The sequence below is a fragment of the Embleya sp. NPDC059237 genome, from assembly GCF_042754105.1.
Classification (GTDB): domain Bacteria; phylum Actinomycetota; class Actinomycetes; order Streptomycetales; family Streptomycetaceae; genus Embleya.
Window position 1 is genome coordinate 452103 of record NZ_JBHZAE010000006.1, and the last position, 16346, is coordinate 468448.

Genomic DNA, 16346 nt, shown 5'->3' on the forward strand with positions numbered 1-16346 from the left:
CGGCCCCGGGCCCGGCGGGTGCCCGGGCGGGGGTCAGGCGCGGTCGCGGTGCGGGAGCTTCCAGCCCGGGCGCGGGAAGTGGCAGGTGTACCCGTTCGGGTAGCGCTCCAGGTAGTCCTGGTGCTCGGGCTCGGCCTGCCAGAAGTCGCCCAGCGGCTCCAGCTCGGTGACCACCTTGCCCGGCCACAGGCCGCTGGCCTCGACGTCCGCGATCGTCTCCAGCGCCGTCGCCTGCTGCTGCTCGTCGGCGTAGAAGATCGCCGAGCGGTAGCTGCGGCCGATGTCGTTGCCCTGACGATCGCGGGTCGTCGGGTCGTGGATCTGGAAGAAGAACTCCAGGATGTCGCGATAGCTCGTCACCGAGGGATCGAACAGGATCTCGATCGCCTCGGCATGGTCACCGTGGTTGCGGTAGGTGGCGTTCGGGACGTCCCCGCCCGAGTAGCCCACGCGGGTGACCGTCACCCCGGGCTGCTTGCGGACGAGGTCCTGCATCCCCCAGAAGCAACCTCCGGCCAGAACCGCCTTCTCCACTCCAGCACTCATCTCGCAACTCCTGACCGACGCCGGTAATCACTCCTTCAATCGTATCGACCCCGACCCGAATGGCGGCGGGTGCGACGGATGCGGTGAACGTGGGCCGGGCCACACGGGGTCAGCCGCCGATGCGATCGAAGCCTTCGTCGACGCCCGGGAGGCCGGCGGGCCCCGGGGGGCCCTGCACACCGGGCATCCCCGGCAGTCCGGCCGCACCCGGGCCGCCCGCCACCGGGGGCGCCTGCGCGGTCGTCGAGACCGGATCCGGCTCGTCGGCGCAGACCGTACCGCGTGGTGGGAGGGTCAGGTCCGTCAGGTAGCGGACGGTCGCCGCCTGCGCACAGGCGCTGCGCCCGAAGGCGGTGTGCCCCTCGGCACGGAACGTGAGCAGCCACGCATTGTCCAGGCGCTCCGACAGCGCGACCGCGTCCTGGTACGGGGTGTCGGGGTCGCCCGTCGTCCCGAGCACGAGGATGGGCGCGGAGCCCCACGCCCGATACGAGCCCCGGTGCCGGCTGACCCGTTCGCCGTTCCACTGCGCACACGCCGGCGCGTGGTTGTGGTCGTAGGTGGGCGGTCCGAACCCGATCGGCGGGCCGAGCAGCGGCGCGTCGCGCACATTGGCCCGCACGTTCCGCTCCAGCCGGCCCGGGTTACGCGGGTAGGCCCGGTCGATGCACTCGACCACGACGTTCGCGGTGAGGAAGTCGAAGCCGGCCGCCGACGGCGGTCGCAGCAGGAAGGCGGTGCCGTCCCGCGACTCCGCCTGCCGCAGGGCCGCGCCGAACCCGGGCCACACCGCCTTGCCTCCGTTGATGTTGAACATCAGCCGGTAGGCGAGCGTGTACCCGTTCGCCGCCACGCCCGACGGGGTGGGCACCGGGTGCGCGTCCAACTCCCGCATCAGGCGCTCGAACGCGCCGCGCGCGTCCCCTTGGCCGAACCCGCAGCGCACCGGTTCCGCGCTGCACCAGTCGAGAAAGCGCCCCATCGCCGCGTCCAGCGCGAGGTATTGCGGCCGGTCGTACTCGTACGGGCGCTCCGCGTAGTGCACCGGATCGTAGGCGCCGTCCAGCGCCATGGCGCGCACCCGGTCGGGATACCGGTCGGCGTAGACGGTGCCGATGTAGGACCCGAACGAGCGTCCGTAGAAGGACAATCGCCGCTCACCCAGCGCCCGGCGCAGCAGTTCCAGATCGCGCGCCACGTAGTCGGTGCCCATGAACGGCAGTACGTCACCGGCCTTGGCCGCGCAGGCCGCGTCGAAGTCCCGCGCGGTCGACACCGCCCGGTCGAACCCCTCGGGCCCGGGCCGACCCGGCGATTGTGTGACCTCGCGGGAGTAGGTGGCGTCGTCCCAGCACTCGTACGGCGCGCTACGCCCGATGCCGCGCGCGTCGAAGCCGAACACATCGAAACGTTCCCGCAGCTCGGCCGGCAGGGAGGCGTGGTTCCCGCGCACGAAGTCCACTCCGGAGTTGCCCGGCCCACCGGGTTGGAGGACCAACGTCCCCAGCCGCCGCGTCGGGTCCGCGGCCCGGTGGCGAATCACCGCCAAGGTGAGACGACGCCCGTTCGGTTCGCGATAGTCCAATGGGACGGAGGCGTTCGCACATTCGAAGCCGGCGTCCTCGACGCAGGGACTCCAGGCCAGGGTCGGGGCCGCCGCCTCCTCCCCCGGTGCCGGTTCCGGTTCCGCTTTCGCCGAGGCGTCGACCACGCCGCCCCCGACCATCGCGAGGGCGACGGCCGCGACGGCGGCGGTTCGCCGGTACAGCGCCCGCCACCTCGCGCGGGCCGAACGGCGGGTCGGCTTGTGTACCGATTCGTGGGCCGGATCGAACACACGGCGGTGGCGGCGTGTCATGTTCGTCGATTCCCTTCGCCGGACGGATTCGCACTCGTGTTCTTCCCGCGGGGCACCACCGACCGCACCACCTTCGCCGATCGGAACTCCCGCTACCTCAACGCGAGAACCCCGAAGCGGACACGAGGCGATCACCCACCCGTGCGCGGACCCACCGGGGTCAGTGTGCCCAGCCGGTCCTCGACGGCCTGGGCCGCGTCCAGGCAGAGGTCCTCCCGGAACGCGCGTCCGACGATCTGCGCCCCGGTGGGGAGGCCGTCGACCACCCCGGTGGGCACCGCCACCGCCGGCAGGCCGACGAAGCTGGTCACCGTACACAACCGCATCGCCGACGCCACCCGATCCCGACCGGCCCGGTCCAGCGATTCCAGACCGGGTTCGACCGGGGGCTCGGTGAAGGAGGGGCCGAGCAACAGCGGGTATTCGTCAAGGAATTCGGCCCACGAGCGACGGATGTTCAGCCAGGTGCCCATCAGCTTCAGCAACTCGTCCGCGGTCGCCGGCGGGGTGCGCTCCATCGCCATCGCGATATAGCGGTCCCCGCCCGGGCCCAGCAGCGTGCGCACCACCGGCCAGGTCGGCGCGAACTCGGTCAGGGTGATCTGGTCGTACGCCTCCAGGGCCTCGTCCAGGCGTGGTACGTCCGGCACTTCGCGGACGTCGTAGCCGGCGTCCCGCAGCGCGTCGGCCGCCGCCTCGACCGCTCCGCGCACGGCCGGGTGTACGCCGCGTCCGCCGGGGTCCGCCACCACCGCGACCCGCACCGGCCCGGCGATGGGCGGGCCGTACGGCGCCACCGGCACGGCACGCGGATCACGGGGGTCCGCGCCGGCCAACACCTCGTACACCGCGCGCAAATCGCCCACCCCACGCGCCAACGGCCCGTCGGTGACCAGCATTTGCGTCGCCGGGCCCGGATCCTCCGGCCCCAGCACCCGATGGTCCGCCGGGAACCGTCCCGTCGACGGCTTCAGCGCGGCCACCCCGCAGAACTGGGCCGGGATCCGCAACGACCCGCCGGAGTCGTTGCCGAGCCCGATCGCGGCCATCCCGGCGGCCACCGCGACCGCGTCGCCGCCGCTGCTGCCGCCCGGGGTGCGGCCGGGGTGCCAGGGGTTGACCGTGTCGCCGAAGAGTTCGCTGCGGGTGTGCATCCCGGCCAGGATCAACGTCGGTATGTTGCCCCGCCCGATCGGGATTGCCCCGGCCGCCCGCAACCGCGCCACGGGCAGCGCGTCGGCGGCGGCCACCAGGTCCCGAAAGCGCGGCACGCCGAACGTGGTCGGCACGCCGGCCACGGCGGTACTCTCCTTCACCGTGAAGGGCACCCCCGCGAGCGGCCCCAGCACCTCCCCGGCGGCGCGCCGACGATCCGTGCGCAGGGCCTGCTCACGAGCGTGGTCGGCGAGCACCCGGGTGATCGCGTTCAGCTCCGGGTCGACCTCGGCGATCCGCCCCAGGTGCGCGTCGACGAGGTCGACGGCCGAGACGACCCCGTCCCGCACGGCTTGCGCCTGTGCCGTGGCGGACATGGCCCATAGCCGGCCCGACATGGGGCGCGTTTGTGCACTTTCGTTCCGGTCCATCTGGTCCGCCGCTTCTGTGGGTTCCATCGTTCGGTTCCATCGTTCCGATGCAACTGCATCGGAACGATAGCCTGGGAACCGATGCACCCGCATCGCAATAACGCGCACCACGACCGGAAGGGCGCGGCAGCCATGCCCAGACAGGTGGACCACGCGAGCCGACGCCGCCTCATCGCCGAGGCCGTATGCCGGCTCGCCGACGAACGCGGCCTGGAAGGCGTGACCCTGCGCGACGTCGCCGCGCGCGCCGATGTGTCGATGGGCGCGGTCCAGCGGTGCTTCCGGACCAAGGAGGAAATGCTCGTCTTCGCCCTCGGCCACGTCGGCGAACAGGTCGCCGCCCGGGTACGGGCCCGCCTGGTCCGCAGCCCCGCCCAGTCGGCCGCCACCGCCCTCGGCCACGCGGCCTCCGAGTTCGCCCTCCTCCGCGACGAACACCGCGCCGAGGCCCGCGTCTGGCTGGCGTTCCTGGCCCAGGCCGCGATCAGCGCCCCGCTGGCCGCGATCCTCAAGACCAACTACGCCGCGCTGGAGGAATCGTTCACCCACCTGATCACCACGGCCGCCGCCACCCCGAATCCCCCCATCCCCCTGGACCCCCACCACGAGGCCCGCACCCTCCTGGCCCTCGCCGACGGCCTCACCACCCACGTCCTCCTCGGCCACCTGACCCCACCCGAAGCCGAAACCGTCCTACACACGCACCTGACAAAACTGTGGACGGCATAGGGCACGGGCGACCGCCGCCGCAGCCCTTCGGCCGGCGCCGAGGCGGGTCCGGGAGGGGCGGGGACGGCCGGCAAGGCCGCCGGGGAGCCTGCCCGAGCGGGTCGGGTGCTACTTGGCGGGGGTGCGCTTCCGGTTGCGGGCCGGCTGGTGCGGGGCTGGTCCGAGTCGGTGATGGGCCGCCGCCGGCGTGCGGGGCTCCGAGACTTCGGCTTTCGGCGAGGCGGGTGTGTTGGTCGGCGAAAAGCGGCCGGCAGCGGCAGGCAGGGAAGGCGGTCGGGTCGAGTCCCCGAGGGACCTTCCCGAGTGGGCCGGGCGCTTTCGGCGCGCGTTGCGCCCTGGGCTGCGGGCCGGCTGGTGCGTGGCTGGTCCGAGTCGGTGATGGGCCGCCGCCGGCGTGCGGGGCCCCGAGACTTCGGCTTTCGGCGAGCCGGATGTGTTGGTCGGCGAAAACCGGCCGGCAGCGGCGGGGAGGGAAGGCGGTCGGGTCGAGTCCCCGAGGGGCCTTCCCGAGTGGGCCGGGTGCTTTCGGCGCGCGTTGCGCCCTGGGCTGCGGGCCGGCTGGTGCGGGGCTGGTCCGAGTCGGTGATGGGCCGCCGCCGGCGTGCGGGGCTCCAAGACTTCGGCTTTCGGCGAGGCGGGTGTGTTGGTCGGCGAAAACCGGCAGGCAGCGGCAGGGAGGAGGATCGGGTCGGGTCGGGTTCTCCGGGGGCCTTCCCGGGTGGGCCGGGTGCTTCGGGGGCGTTTGGAGGGGGGTTGGGGTTCGGAACCGGATCGCGGTGGGTGGTTTTGGGCTTCGGGCTTCGGTGACCTGCGGTTTTGCAATGTGCGGGCAGGAATTGGGGTGTCGAGTGCGGGTTTCGTGGGGCTGTTGGCTTCGGATACGTCGCTGCGATACGGGCGGCGGCTGAAAAGTCATACGCCCACCGACGACCCACGGCAGGCAGGGTGGAACGACCGGGCAAACCAACGGCAATCCCGATCGGATGGATTTCGTCTGCTTTCACGCGGACTTCGTTGTCGGCTTCCTGAAGTGTCGCCGGCGGGCGGTATTTTGCGGCGACCCATGTGACACACATCAAGACATCGATAGGAGCGCTCATCGTGATGCCCGAGACGACCCTGGTGACTGACCCTGACGGGTGGGATGCCACGCTGACCGGCGCCTTCGAGATACTGCTCGACGGCCGGCCGGCCGTTGATCCCGCTGCCCGGTACGGGGTGTACTACGTCTCGGATTCACTCGACGAGTTCCTGTTCCCGAATTCCTGGATCACCCCTGCTGCGCTGATGGGTCGGGAGTCGAGGCAATTGCCGGATCCGGACGGGGAATACCCCTTCTCTCCGTGGGCATGGCGGTTCGACCTGCGCGAGTCGCTGTTCCTCTTCGACGCCGACCTTCTGGCCGGGGCGGGACCGTGGGGTGACGGTGGGCACAAGGGTCGCCGGCCGTTCGACGATGCCTTCGTCGCCGACTTGCGGACCCTTTCGGCGGTGGATGAGGCCGATGAAGTCTTGGTCTACGGCGCGGAGTTGGGGGCGCTCCTGGACCGCCATGGGGTCGACCTGACCGACAAGGCATCCGAGAAATTGAACGGCTGGCTGTCCGTGCTGCTGCGGGTCGCCACCGACGGCACTCCGACCGACGCGATGCGGGCCGCCACCTTCACCGGGCGCGGCCCCGAGCATCTGGTGTCGATCCACGACATGAATGCCGTCCGCACCGCCGCCGAGCCCTGGGAGGAAAGCCTGAGTGCGGTCGCACATCCCGCCCTCCGCGACCATCTCCGCATGCTCTGCCTCAGCGAAAGCGACGCACGAAGCGAGGGTGGCTTCTACTACGGCAGCGGCCGCTGGCCGTGGACCGATGTCCTGGAAGCGGTCGGCTGCTCCCTTGTCGCAGGCTGGGGCTTCGGTGAGTCCCAGGCCGGCGTGGCCGTTGTGCAGTTGCCCGAGAGAGCGGACACATCCGGGACAAAGTGAGTACGCCCGCTGCGACAGCGAATCGGCGTCCTCTCCGGGCGCCGATTTGCCCACCCCGCTGAAACGGCAGGTCGCACAGCACGCCGGCGCCGCGAGTGCCCTCACTCACCGTGCAGGATCACGGACGGCGCCCGACCGCAGTCGGGTGGCGAGTTCAATGGATTTTCGGCCCACCGAAGCTTGCCGACCTGCGGTTTTCTCTCACACCGCATCCGCAACACCCCACGCAATCCGGATTCGTGCACTTTCACCGAACCCCCACCGCCCAACCCCCTCGGGAACGCACGCCCGGCGAACCCAACCTGAGCACCCACCCCGCCCGCCGCTGCCGGTCGCTTTTAAGCCGACCGACACACCCGCCTCGTCGGAAGCCCCACGTCTCGGAGCCCCGCACGCCGGCGGCGGCCCACCACCGACTCAGACCCGCCCCGCACCAGCCACCCGCAACCCAAAGCGCAACGCGCAACGCGCGCCGAAAACACCCGGCCCCCTCGGGAACGCAAGCCCGGCAAACCCGACCCGAGCACCCACCCCGCCCGCCGCCGCTGGTCGCTTTTTCGCCGACCGATACACCCGCCTCGTCGGAAGCCCCAAGTCTCGGAGCCCCGCACGCCGGCGGCGGCCCACCACCGACTCAGACCCGCCCCGCACCAGCCACCCGCAACCCAAAGCCCAACGTGCGCCGAGAACGCCCGGCCCACTCGGAAAGCCCCCCGACGGACTCGACCCGACCGCCCGCTCTCCCCGCCCCTGCCCAGGCCCGCCCGCCCCGAGCCGGAGGCAAATCCCGGCCCCGGCCCCGGCCCACGTCGCCTACCTCGGCCTCAGTGGAAGCACAAACAGAACGGGTGGCCTGCCGGGTCTGCGAGTACTCGCCAGTTGGCTCCTTGGTGGACCTGGTCCGTGCGTTCCAGGACCGTTGCGCCGAGGGCCACGGCGCGTTTTTCCTCGCCGTCGAGGTCGTCCACGTCGAAGTCCAGGTGGAGTTGTTGCGGGACCTGTTGGCCCGGCCATTCCGGCGGGCGGTAGCCCTCCACGCGTTGGCAGGCCAGTGGCGTGCCCTCGAAGCCGTGTACCTCGATCCAGTCCGGGTCGTTCGCGTCCGCGACCACCCGGCCGCCGAGCAGTTCCGCGTAGAACTGCGCGAGCCGTGCCGGATCGGCGCAGTCGAGTGCGATCGCCTGCAGCTTTCGAATCACTTCGTCCCCCTGTGTCTCCTCGACCGCTGTCCGCGGCACCTACCCGAGGGGTCGTACCCACCACCCCGGTGGCCATGCCCGACGACGCGCCGGCCCGCCGGGGGTCGCGCCCGGGCGTCGGGAAGAATGGGTGGGAACGTGCGATCGACAACCGATCGGCAGTCGAGTCCGGAAGTCCGGAAAACTCGAAAATCGAGAAGTCCGGAAGTTCAGAGGTTCAGGAGGCAGGCGTGGGTGCCGAGAAGCGGTCGTCCGACGAAGAGCAGGTGCAGGCCATCAAGCAGCGCAAGAACGGCCTCTACCGCGGCGAGGTCTCGGAGGAGCTGGCCGCGAACATGCGCACCGGCTGGGCCGACACCGAGCGCGTCGACCTGGCGCCGATCGAGCAGGCGCCGAACACGGCCCGCCGCCGCGCGGCCCTGTCGGCCCGCTTCCCGGGTGAGCGTCTGGTGGTCCCGGCGGGCAATCTCAAGACCCGGTCCAACGACACCGAGTACCCGTTCCGGGCGTCGACCGAGTACGCGTACCTCACCGGCGACCTGACCCAGGACGGCGTCCTGGTCCTCGAACCGGTCGCCGACGGTCACGACGCGGTGTTGTATCTGCTGCCCCGGTCGGACCGGGGCAACGGCGAGTTCTGGCTGGACGGGCAGGGCGAGCTGTGGGTCGGTCGGCGTGCCGGGTTGGCCGAGGGCGAGCTGCTGTACGGGCTGCCGTGTCGAGACGTGCGCAAGGTCGTCGAGGAGCTGACCTCGGCCGCGGGTCCCGTGCGTGTGGTGCGCGGTCACGACGCGGCGCTGGAGAGCGCCCTGGGCGAGCGCCTCGACGCCGGGCGGGACGAGGAGCTGCGGGTCTTCCTGGCCGATGAGCGGCTCGTCAAGGACACGTTCGAGATCGGGCAACTCCAGGCCGCGGTCGACTCGACGGTGCGCGGCTTCGAGGACGTGGTCCGGGTCCTGGATCGGGCCGAGGCCACCTCGGAGCGGTACATCGAGGGCACGTTCTTCCTGCGCGCACGGCTGGAGGGCAACGACGTCGGCTACGGCTCGATCTGCGCCGCCGGTCCGCACGCGACCACGCTGCACTGGGTCCGCAACGACGGCGCGGCGCGGGCGGGCGATCTGCTGCTCCTGGACGCGGGTGTCGAGACGCACACCCTCTACACCGCCGACGTGACCCGTACGCTGCCCGTCTCGGGCCGGTTCACCGCGCTCCAGCGCCGGATCTACGACGCCGTGTTCGCCGCGCAGGAGGCGGGCATCGCCGCGGTGCGGCCCGGCGCCAAGTACCGGGAGTTCCACGACGAGGCGCAGCGCGTACTCGCCGAGCACCTGGTCGAGTGGGGCCTGGTCGAGGGCCCGGTGGAGCGGGTGTTGGAGCTGGGTCTGCAGCGCCGGTGGACGCTGCACGGCACCGGTCACATGCTCGGTCTGGACGTGCACGACTGCGCGGTGGCGCGGACCGAGTCGTACGTCGACGGCGCGCTGGAACCGGGCATGTGCCTGACCGTCGAGCCCGGCCTGTACTTCCAGGCCGACGACCTGACCGTGCCCGAGGAGTATCGCGGCATCGGGATCCGGATCGAGGACGACATCCTGGTGACCGAGGACGGCAACCGGAACATGTCCGCCGCCCTGCCGCGCGGCGCCGACGAGATCGAGTCGTGGATGGCCCGCCTGCGCGGCTGACCCCACCCACCCGGCAGCACGCCACGACACGGGCCGCCCTCCCCGGATACACCTCGGGGCGGGCGGCCCGCAGCACGCCGCGGAGCGAGTCGTCATGGCGACCCGAACACCCCACCCCCACCCGGCTGTTGCCACCCACCCCTCGTAGCTTTTCGGCCGCACGACGACGATCACCGGCCAATTCCCGCGGCAGCGCCAAGCGTTATCGATCGGTGACCTTCGCGGGGCGCAGAGATTGCCATGATCACCTTCGCGGCGCGCAATCCGTCCCGCCGCCGCGTGAAACGCACATCCATCAGGAAAGAGAAGCGATGCGCAAGAAGATCGCCGCGACGCTCGCGACGGGTGCCCTGACGGTGACGATGGCCGCGGGGGCCGTCGTGACCGGCGCCGGCACCGCGTCCGCCGGGTCGAACGGGCAGCAGATCCACTTCGTGGACCTGTACGGCAAAACCCAGTCGATTCGCATCGAGGGCCCCAACCAGAACGGCCAGTGGACCGCCCTCTGCGTCAACACGCCGAGCGAGCACAGGTACGTCGACGGCTGGTGGTGGAAGGGCAACATCACCTTCACCCACTACGCGTACTCCGACTGCCAGTTCCAGTACCAGAGCCAAAAGACCGAGTACGTGGCGCCGTACCTGCCGAACACCGACTGGTTCCTCACCACCAACCGGTAGTCGTCCGGCTCGGCATCGAACACCCGTCGGCGACCGGGCACTTGGTCGGTCGCCGACCCGGGCGTACGGACCCGGCACCGCGACGCCGAGGCAGGCGGCCCCGGGAGCCGACCCGCCTGCCCCGTGGATCGCGCTCAGGTCGTGCCTCCGCGCGCACCACGTTCGACCTGCGGTGGACGCGGTGATGAGCGCCCAGGTTGATGCCGAACCCGTCCCGCGGGTCGTACGGTCGCCCCGTGCAACGAATCTATGCCTGGCTGCGGGCGCATCCCCTGTGGGTCGACTCGGTGTGCACCATCCCGGCGTTCGGCCTCGGTGTTCTCCAGATCCTGTCCTACGAGTACGGCATCGTCATGTCGCTCTGGGCCTACACGATCGTGGTGGCCCTGAGTCTGGGCATGGCGCTGCACCGGGTCCGCTCCCGGGTGGCGACGATGCTCGTGGTCGGGGCCGGGGTGGCCCAGTTGCTCTGCGACGGGACCATCACGTTCGCGAACTACGCGATGCTGGTGATCGTGTACACGGCCGCCAAGTCCGGCCCGCGTTGGCTCTCCCGGGCCGCGCTCGCCGCCACGGTGTCGGCGCCGGCAGTGCTGCTGGTGCGTTTCCCGCACGCCGACGGCGGGACCTTCAGGGCCAACCTGTCCGCGTCCGGTTTCATCGTCGTACTGCTTGCCATCTCCTGGGTGTTGGGCGATTCGATGCGCACCCGGCGCGCGTTCTACGCCGAGCTGATCGACCGCGCCGCACGCCTGGAGGTCGAGCGCGACCAGCAGGCGCGGCTCGCCGCGGCGGCCGAACGGGCCCGGATCGCCCGGGAGTTGCACGACGTGGTTGCGCACAACGTCTCGGTGATGGTGGTCCAGGCCGACGGCGCCGCGTACGCGATCGACGCCGCGCCCGACGCGGCCCGGGAGGCCCTGGGCACGATCGCCGCCACCGGCCGCGAGGCGCTCGCCGAGATGCGGCGCCTGCTGGGTGTACTGCGTTCCGAGAACGACGTCGAGACGTTCGTGCCCCAGCCCGGCGTCGACCAACTCGACGAGTTGCTCACCCGGGTCCGCGGCACGGGCCTGACGGTGGACCTGCACGTCGAGGGCCGACCCGTTGAACTGTCCCAGGGCATCGGCCTGACCGTGTACCGCATCGTCCAGGAAGCCCTGACCAACACCCGCAAACACGGCGGGCCCGGCGCCGGCGCCCGGGTCGTCCTGCGCTACACGGGCGAGGACATCGAACTCGACGTGCGCGACGACGGCCGTGGCGAGGCGGCTCCCGGCGACGGCATGGGCCACGGCCTGGTCGGCATGAACGAACGGGTCGCCCTGTTCGGCGGTCGCCTCGAAACCGGCCCCTACCCGGCGGGCGGCTGGCGCGTACACGCCCTGCTCCCCACCCGCCCCCGCACACCCGCCCTCCCGGGCCGCCCGTAAACACACGCCGAAACGCGCGCAGACCGCGGCGCCCGCTCAGCCCGCCGCCGTACCCGCCCACCGCATCGCCGTGTCCGCGTCGGCCGTCTCCACCACCCGGTTCCGCAGCCGTTCGTGCAGCGCCGCCCGCAGTTCGAGGACGCGCGGCGCCGTCGAGCCGGGCAACAGCGGCCCCCGGTAGCGGTCCAGGAGGGTGTCGGCCGTGGTGTCCCGGTTCGACAGCGCGTGGTCCAGGTCGAGGAAGTCGGCCTCGCAGTCTCCGGTCAGCCGATACGGGTCCGACGCCAGCCGATGGCCCAGGATCGCGCGCAGCCGGGCGAGTTCGGCCCGCACCGTGGCCGGGCGGCCGGTCGGGCCGTACACGGCCTCGGTGATCGCCTTCGCCGTCATCCCGCCCGGTTCGCTCAGCAGCGTGGTGACGATCTCCGCGTGACGGCGGGTGAGTTCGTGGGTGGCACCGGCCACGTGCAGCCGCGCCCGGCGCAGCCCGAGCGCCTCGAGGCGCATCGGCGCGGCGGTCACCGGCCCGGAGGCGCCGTCCTCGGCGATGAGCAGGAACAGGCCGCCCGCGGCCAGCCGTTCGACGAGCACGAGTTGTCCGCCGGGCAGCAACATCGGGCCTTCGCCGACCGGTATCGGGAGCCGATTGGGCAGCCAGCCGGGCGGATCCGCCCGCACCACGCGCCCGCCGGCGTCGACGATCGCGCTGCGGGTGCCCAGGCGGCGGGCGATGCGCTCGACGTAGCGGGTGCGTACCCGCATCTCCTCGCGCAGCCGGACTGTCTCCAACTCCGACTGGGCCAACCGCCGGGCGGTGTCGAGCAGGGGGATCGCCAGTGGCTGCCAGTGCCGTTCGGGGCAGGTGAAGTCCAGGATTCCGAGCAGGTCGCCGCTGATCGGGTCGTGGATGGGCGTGGCGGTGCAGGTGTAGGCCGTGGCCGCGGACAGGAAGTGCTCGGCGCCGAACACCTGGAACGGCCGCCCGGTCGCCAGTGCGGAGCCCACCCCGCTCGTGCCCGCCGCGTCCTCGCTCCACAGCGCGCCCGGCAGCAGGTGTACCCGCTCCGCCGAGCGCAGCGACGTGTGGTCGCCCTGGACCCACAGCAGGTGACCCCGGGCGTCGCTGAGGAACAACAACCGGCCCGGATCCTCGGTCAGTCCGCCCAGCGAACGGCGCAGCAGCGGCCAGATCCCGGTGAGCGCGTGTTCCTCGCGGTGGCGGGCCAGTTCGTCGTCGTCGAGGCACACCGGCGGCAGGTAGGCGTCGGGTGCCAGCCCGTGTCGTCGGGCGCGCGACCACGAGGCCCGGATCGGGCCGCGAACCCCCGACGCCGTGCCGCCGCTCAGCGCCCGTTCCCGTGCGTCCGATCGGTGTGCCATGGAGTCATCATGCCGGCACGGTCGGTCGCCGGCGGGGCGGGTGTCGTCGCGGGTTCTGCAACGTTGGTGCAACCCCCCTGCGACGTCTGGCGGAACGGCTCCCGGCTCGCGCAGACTGCCGGCAGTGCGGCGCGGCGAACGGGGTGCCGTGACCGAGACCGGAGGAGATGGCGTGCCCTATCTGGAACTGTCCGACACCGTCCCGCTCTACTACGAGGAGCACGGCGCGGGCCGGCCCGTCGTCCTGCTGCACGGTTGGACGATGAACGGCACCTTCTGGTCCGGGAACGTGGCCGCGTTGGCGGCGGAGAACCGGGTGATCGTGCCGGACTTCCGCGGCCACGGCCGGTCCGGGAAGACGCCCGAGGGCCATTCCCTGGACCAGTACGCCCGCGACATCCGCGAGTTGGTTCGGTCCCTCGATCTCGCCGAGGTGACCGTGGTCGGCTGGTCGATGGGTACCTCGGTACTGCTGTCGTATGTGCGGCAGTTCGGGTGCGAGGGGCTGCGCGGCGCGGTGTTCGTCGATCAGTCGCCGCGCTTTTTGGACGGGCCCGACTGGGAGTTCCCGCTGCTGGGCGGGTATTCCCCCACCGATCTGGCGGTGTTCGCGCAGACCGTGCGGCACGCTCGGCCGCTCGCGGTGAAGCCGTTCATCGAGGCGTGTTTCGCCGAACCCCCGGCCGCCGAGGCGGTGGACGCGGTGTACGCGGAGACCACCCAGACGCATACGTCGTCCGCGCTCGACGTCTGGATGGACATGGCGCACTCGGACTGGCGGTCGGTGCTGCCGCAGGTGACGGTGCCGACGCTGCTGGTCTACGGCGAGCGCAGCCGGGTCTTCCCGGGTGACCTGGCCGGGTGGCTGGCGGGTGTGTTGCCCGATGCGCGGATCGAGCGGTTCTCCGCCAGTGGGCACGTACCCTTCGTCGAGGAACACGAGCACTTCGACGCAGTCGTCACGGATTTCCTCCGCCGCTGATCTCCCCAGGCGCACCGGAGGAATACGCGGGCCCGCCCGGCGGGTACCCCCGCCTCGCCCGATCCGGGCGGCCCGTGACCCGAGAATCGGGAAGGCCGATGATTGTGATTCCCCAGCAGGCGCCGGAGACCCGATCGTGCGCGGGCCGGCCGGTGCCGGCTCGACCGCCGGTCCAGGTGTCCGCGACGCGCCGGTCCGGGCTGCGCACCGATCTGCCGCATCCCGCTCGCATGTACGACTACTACCTGGGAGGCAAGAACAACTTCGGGGTCGATCGCGAGGCCGCCGACGCGGTGCTCGGGGCGGCTCCCGAGGTACGCGCGATGGCTCGGGCGAATCGGGCGTTCCTGCGCCGCGCGGTGTCGTTCGCGGCGGGGTGCGGGATCCGCCAGTTCCTCGACATCGGGGTCGGCATGCCCACCGCCCACGACACGTACGAGTGCGCGGTGGCGGCCACCGAGGAGGCGCGGGCGGTGTACGTGGACAACGATCCGCTGGTGCTCGCGCACGCCCGGGCGTTGTCCGGTCGGCCCGGTCGGGTGCGGGTGGTGGAGGGCGATCTCCGCGATCCGTACGCGCTGTTGGCGCGGGTGTCCGGGCGTTCGGGGGTGGATCTGGATCGGCCGGTGGCGGTGGTGCTGACCGCGGTGTTGCACTACCTGTCGGACGCGGACGATCCCCGGGCCGTGGTGGGCGCGTTGGCGGGTGCGATGGTGCCGGGCAGCATGCTGGTGCTCTCGCATGTCGCCGCCGATCTGCGGCCGGAGGCGGCGCGGGCCACGGCGGAAGCGTATCGCCGCTCGGCCGCCCCGCTGTTTCCGCGCACGGCCGCGCAGGTGCGGGCGCTGTTCCCCGGCCTGGACCCGGTCCGGCCCGGCGTGGTGCCGATCTCGTCCTGGCGTGCCGACCGACTTCCGCGTCCGCTGGTGGAGCGGGAGTGGATGTACGCGGGGGTGGCCCACAAGCCGCCTCCGGGACGCCGGGAGTGTTCGGGTACGGGTCGTGTCCCGGCCCGGGCACTGCGCCCCTGCGCCTGAGCCGGTCGCAGCCCCGCAGGGGAGGGCTGCGACCGGCTCGGAAACAAGCGGACCGGCATGCGCACGTCGACCGCCGGCTCGGCGTGCGTGGGCGGGCCCGCGCGTCCGGCTCCGGATCACCCGCCTCCGACGCGAGGCCACCCGGCCGCGCCCTCCCACCGTCCCGGCACGGCCGAGCCGAACCACCCGCACCGCCGCCTCGCATCGTCTCCGCACGACCGGGTCGAACGGTCCCTGCGCCGCCGCGTCGAACCGCCCCTGCAACACCGCGTCGCACGGTCCCCGCACGACCGCGTGGAACCGCCCCCGCACCGCCGACAACGAGTCCCCTCAGACCACCGTCACCGCGACCCCCGCCTCCGCGATCCGGGCCAGTTCGTCCTTCGGCGCGTCCGCGTCCGTGACCAGGTGGCCGATCCCGGACAGTGGGCAGATGCGGGCCAGGGTGGCCTTTCCGATCTTGGAGTGGTCCGCCACCACGATGGTGTGGTTGCTGCGGTCGGTGAAGGCCCGGTCGGTGGCGGCCTCGAGTTGGTCGTGCGTGGTGCAGCCGTGGGCGGCGCTGATTCCGTCCACGCCCAGGAAGGTCACGTCGGTGTAGTAGTCGGCGAGGGTCTTCTCGGCGATCGGGCCGACCAGTTCGTAGCTCTCCTTGCGGGCGGTGCCACCGATCACCACGAGCGTGACGTCCTTGTGCAGGACCAGTTCGGCGGCGATGTTCACCGCGTTGGTGACGATGGTGACCGGCCCGCGCTCGGCCAGGATGCGGGCGATCTCGGTGGCGGTGGAGCCGCCGGTCAGGCCGACCACGGCCTCCGCCGGGACCAGGGCCGCCGCGGCGCGGGCGATCGCCAGCTTCTCCGGTCGGCGGCGTTCGCTGCGGTACTGCATCGGCGTCTCCAGGCCGATGTTGCCCACGGACGCCCCGCCGTGCGTACGGCGCAGCAGGTTCACCGCGTCCAGGTGCTGGAGGTCGCGGCGCACGGTGGCCCCCGAGACCGCCAGGATCGCGGACAACTCCTCGACGCTCACGCTCCCGTGTGCGGCAACGTGTTCGAGGATGCGCGCGTGGCGCTCGGTTCTCAACATCCGCGCAGCATATCCGTGCGCATTCGCGCAGTCACGGGATCCACCGGCGCAATCCGCGGATGGTCGGAGGACGGCATTTCCGGCCTCCGTACGGCAACTCCCGTGAGCGTTGTGCGCACTGACGATCTCTTGACATGACGAATGTTGCTCGATTTACTG

Annotated in this window: 13 protein-coding genes; 7 read left to right on the top strand and 6 right to left on the bottom strand. The window is 71.7% G+C overall.

Annotated features, from left to right (window positions below):
- Positions 1-33: 33 nt before the first annotated feature.
- The 3 genes from msrA to ACFXKZ_RS21620 form a co-directional block, all read right to left on the bottom strand.
- Positions 34-546 (bottom strand): peptide-methionine (S)-S-oxide reductase MsrA, encoded by a 513-nt coding sequence (gene msrA / locus ACFXKZ_RS21610; RefSeq protein ID WP_380002526.1) that lies wholly within the window; start codon positions 544-546, stop codon positions 34-36.
- Positions 547-655: 109 nt separating this feature from the next.
- Positions 656-2404, bottom strand: a complete 1749-nt coding sequence (locus ACFXKZ_RS21615) for an alpha/beta fold hydrolase (RefSeq protein WP_380002527.1) — start codon at positions 2402-2404, stop codon at positions 656-658.
- Between the two features lie 131 nt (positions 2405-2535).
- Entirely contained in the window at positions 2536-3957 is a 1422-nt protein-coding gene (locus ACFXKZ_RS21620) for an amidase family protein (RefSeq protein ID WP_380002528.1), read from the bottom strand.
- Positions 3958-4122: 165 nt separating this feature from the next.
- Here ACFXKZ_RS21620 and ACFXKZ_RS21625 point away from each other — a divergent pair, with 165 nt between their 5' ends.
- Together ACFXKZ_RS21625 and ACFXKZ_RS21630 are read left to right on the top strand one after the other, a co-directional pair.
- Positions 4123-4719, top strand: coding sequence for a TetR/AcrR family transcriptional regulator (locus tag ACFXKZ_RS21625; RefSeq protein ID WP_380002529.1), 597 nt, complete (start codon positions 4123-4125; stop codon positions 4717-4719).
- Between the two features lie 1104 nt (positions 4720-5823).
- Positions 5824-6699, top strand: coding sequence for a hypothetical protein (locus ACFXKZ_RS21630; protein ID WP_380002530.1), 876 nt, complete (start codon positions 5824-5826; stop codon positions 6697-6699).
- 824 nt (positions 6700-7523) lie between these two features.
- Here ACFXKZ_RS21630 and ACFXKZ_RS21635 read toward each other — a convergent pair.
- The gene (locus ACFXKZ_RS21635) at positions 7524-7898 is read right to left on the bottom strand and encodes a VOC family protein (RefSeq protein WP_380002531.1); all 375 of its coding nucleotides are present in this window, start codon (positions 7896-7898) and stop codon (positions 7524-7526) included.
- Between the two features lie 230 nt (positions 7899-8128).
- Here ACFXKZ_RS21635 and ACFXKZ_RS21640 point away from each other — a divergent pair, with 230 nt between their 5' ends.
- The 3 genes from ACFXKZ_RS21640 to ACFXKZ_RS21650 all read left to right on the top strand — a co-directional run bounded on the left by ACFXKZ_RS21640 (position 8129) and on the right by ACFXKZ_RS21650 (position 11699).
- A complete protein-coding gene (locus tag ACFXKZ_RS21640) occupies positions 8129-9586 on the top strand; it encodes an aminopeptidase P family protein (RefSeq protein WP_380002532.1) in 1458 nt (485 codons plus the stop codon).
- A 311-nt stretch (positions 9587-9897) separates the two neighbouring features.
- The gene (locus ACFXKZ_RS21645; protein ID WP_380002533.1) at positions 9898-10266 is read left to right on the top strand and encodes a hypothetical protein; all 369 of its coding nucleotides are present in this window, start codon (positions 9898-9900) and stop codon (positions 10264-10266) included.
- A gap of 236 nt (positions 10267-10502) precedes the next feature.
- Positions 10503-11699, top strand: coding sequence for a sensor histidine kinase (locus ACFXKZ_RS21650; RefSeq protein WP_380002534.1), 1197 nt, complete (start codon positions 10503-10505; stop codon positions 11697-11699).
- Between the two features lie 36 nt (positions 11700-11735).
- Here ACFXKZ_RS21650 and ACFXKZ_RS21655 read toward each other — a convergent pair whose 3' ends face one another.
- Complete coding sequence (locus ACFXKZ_RS21655; protein ID WP_380002535.1) at positions 11736-13079, bottom strand: GAF domain-containing protein; 1344 nt, start codon at positions 13077-13079, stop codon at positions 11736-11738.
- Between the two features lie 172 nt (positions 13080-13251).
- Here ACFXKZ_RS21655 and ACFXKZ_RS21660 point away from each other — a divergent pair, with 172 nt between their 5' ends.
- Together ACFXKZ_RS21660 and ACFXKZ_RS21665 are read left to right on the top strand one after the other, a co-directional pair.
- Positions 13252-14061: an alpha/beta fold hydrolase gene (locus ACFXKZ_RS21660; protein WP_380002536.1), complete on the top strand. Its 810-nt coding sequence runs from the start codon at positions 13252-13254 to the stop codon at positions 14059-14061.
- Between the two features lie 98 nt (positions 14062-14159).
- Complete coding sequence (locus tag ACFXKZ_RS21665) at positions 14160-15098, top strand: SAM-dependent methyltransferase (protein ID WP_380002537.1); 939 nt, start codon at positions 14160-14162, stop codon at positions 15096-15098.
- 330 nt (positions 15099-15428) lie between these two features.
- On the opposite strand, the gene ACFXKZ_RS21670 is transcribed toward ACFXKZ_RS21665, so the two are convergent.
- A complete protein-coding gene (locus ACFXKZ_RS21670) occupies positions 15429-16187 on the bottom strand; it encodes a DeoR/GlpR family DNA-binding transcription regulator (protein ID WP_126638788.1) in 759 nt (252 codons plus the stop codon).
- Positions 16188-16346 lie beyond the last annotated feature (159 nt).

Excerpts from the sequence above, each read along its gene's own strand:
- msrA (WP_380002526.1), bottom strand. The coding sequence starts at position 546 with ATGAGTGCTGGAGTGGAGAAGGCGGTTCTGGCCGGAGGTTGCTTCTGG.
- ACFXKZ_RS21615 (WP_380002527.1), bottom strand. The coding sequence starts at position 2,404 with ATGACACGCCGCCACCGCCGTGTGTTCGATCCGGCCCACGAATCGGTA.
- ACFXKZ_RS21620 (WP_380002528.1), bottom strand. The coding sequence starts at position 3,957 with ATGTCGGGCCGGCTATGGGCCATGTCCGCCACGGCACAGGCGCAAGCC.
- ACFXKZ_RS21625 (WP_380002529.1), top strand. The coding sequence starts at position 4,123 with ATGCCCAGACAGGTGGACCACGCGAGCCGACGCCGCCTCATCGCCGAG.
- ACFXKZ_RS21630 (WP_380002530.1), top strand. The coding sequence starts at position 5,824 with ATGCCCGAGACGACCCTGGTGACTGACCCTGACGGGTGGGATGCCACG.
- ACFXKZ_RS21645 (WP_380002533.1), top strand. The coding sequence starts at position 9,898 with ATGCGCAAGAAGATCGCCGCGACGCTCGCGACGGGTGCCCTGACGGTG.
- ACFXKZ_RS21655 (WP_380002535.1), bottom strand. The coding sequence starts at position 13,079 with ATGGCACACCGATCGGACGCACGGGAACGGGCGCTGAGCGGCGGCACG.
- ACFXKZ_RS21665 (WP_380002537.1), top strand. The coding sequence starts at position 14,160 with ATGATTGTGATTCCCCAGCAGGCGCCGGAGACCCGATCGTGCGCGGGC.
- ACFXKZ_RS21670 (WP_126638788.1), bottom strand. The coding sequence starts at position 16,187 with ATGTTGAGAACCGAGCGCCACGCGCGCATCCTCGAACACGTTGCCGCA.